This is a genomic window from Halobellus rarus, from assembly GCF_024494595.1.
Classification (GTDB): domain Archaea; phylum Halobacteriota; class Halobacteria; order Halobacteriales; family Haloferacaceae; genus Haloquadratum; species Haloquadratum rarum.
Genome location: NZ_JANHDI010000023.1, coordinates 1 through 1,460 on the forward strand (window position 1 = coordinate 1; position 1,460 = coordinate 1,460).

Below are 1,460 nucleotides of genomic sequence, written 5' to 3' on the forward strand. Positions count from 1 at the left end.
GTTTTACTCTGAACGACTCGATAACAGAACATCTACACCGACGGTTCGTCCACATGCTATCGATGCCCTCCACCACGAACCCTGTCGATCGACCTTCAGAGGCGGTCGATGTCGCTCAGCGATACCAGCGACTCGAACGGCCGCTCAGCTATGTGGTTGCGCTTCTCGTGGGGCTCGTCGTCGGCGCTGCATTCCTCCTGTTCTCACTGCTACAGGCAGTTCTCGTCGGGCTGGCCCTCGGCGCGCTGGTCCGTATTCCGGTGTTTCGGACCAGCGGCACCGCTCGACTGATTACAGACGCCGACCCCGAAACAGTCCGGGCCGACTTTGCGGGGGCAACCCCGCCCCCACTCGCTTTTCAGTGGGGGATCGCCGACGCTGTACACACGACCGATGACGGCGCGACCTACGAGTTCTCGTACCTACTCGGCCTACGTTCTACCGAGATGACTGTCGAGACGCGCTCGAACGCTCCCGATGGGGATCCAGATGGTGATATCGAACTGCTCGTGACCGCCGGCGGTCGGCCGTGGGGGACGTACACGGCCTCGATCAGACAGGACGACGACCACACAGTCGTCGACGTCGACTGGACCTCGGATCGTCGGTTCGGCCTTCGACGGCTCCCACAGCAGTTCGTCGCCGAACGATACCGGGCTGACGCACTCGCTGCACAGGGCTATACGGTTGCCGAACGTGAGACCTCACTTCTGTTCTGACGTGTTGAAGATCGATCGGCGGTTGGTCGTGGTGCCCCGACATCGAGAGTTCCTGTCACCCCGTGTCGAATCCGCGCTCGCCGAAGGCGTCGAGTGCACGTTCGTACGCCGCCTTCCCGTCGGCCGTATAGAGTGACGGCAGATTCACCCGGCGCTTGTAGGTCGACTCATCGTCCAGGTACGTGATAACGAGTCGTGGTCGTGTCAGTCCCTTCTCACCGCGTGTCGTCGAGACATCCTCGATATCGTCGAGCGGAATACGATCAGGAGACCGGAATCCTCGAGCGTAGTTCACTCCAACGAGGATAGTGAGAATGCCGAGCAGTCCTGCGAGAAGCAGTCTGTCTCCAGCGCGAATCGCGCTCACGAGCCAACTGATGGCAAACAGCAGTCCAGATACGTACCCGAGGAAAATCGCCTTGCGCCATCGCTCCTCGCTTTGCCAGTACCCCCGATAGAGCGAGCGGGCATACCCGACGGCAGACTCATCGAAGTGGACGGCATCGTCTGTGAGGCGTGCGACTCCGCGCTTCGTTCTGAACGACTCGATGGAGGGCACGAGAGACTATCGATGCCGAACCGTGGTGTGTGTTGTGATATATTGGATTGAGTGAGTTCTTAGAATTTGACACGGGTCATCTGATGAATATAGAGGGTGAATTCAGTAGGATAATCCCGCGTGGCTCACAGCATCAGTAGTCATCTAATAATCAGTCTTACTACTGTGAATTCAAAGACCGG

Annotated in this window: 2 protein-coding genes; one reads left to right on the plus strand and one right to left on the minus strand. The window is 58.8% G+C overall.

Annotated elements, in window-relative coordinates:
- The first annotated feature begins 62 nt into the window (after positions 1-62).
- Complete coding sequence (locus NO876_RS17910; protein ID WP_256423042.1) at positions 63-719, plus strand: hypothetical protein; 657 nt, start codon at positions 63-65, stop codon at positions 717-719.
- Positions 720-774: 55 nt separating this feature from the next.
- On the opposite strand, the gene NO876_RS17915 is transcribed toward NO876_RS17910, so the two are convergent.
- Entirely contained in the window at positions 775-1,278 is a 504-nt protein-coding gene (locus NO876_RS17915) for a hypothetical protein (RefSeq protein ID WP_256422128.1), read from the minus strand.
- Between the last annotated feature and the right edge of the window lie 182 nt (positions 1,279-1,460).

Coding starts and splice junctions, on each gene's coding strand:
- NO876_RS17910 (WP_256423042.1), top strand. CDS start 63: ATGCCCTCCACCACGAACCCTGTCGATCGACCTTCAGAGGCGGTCGAT.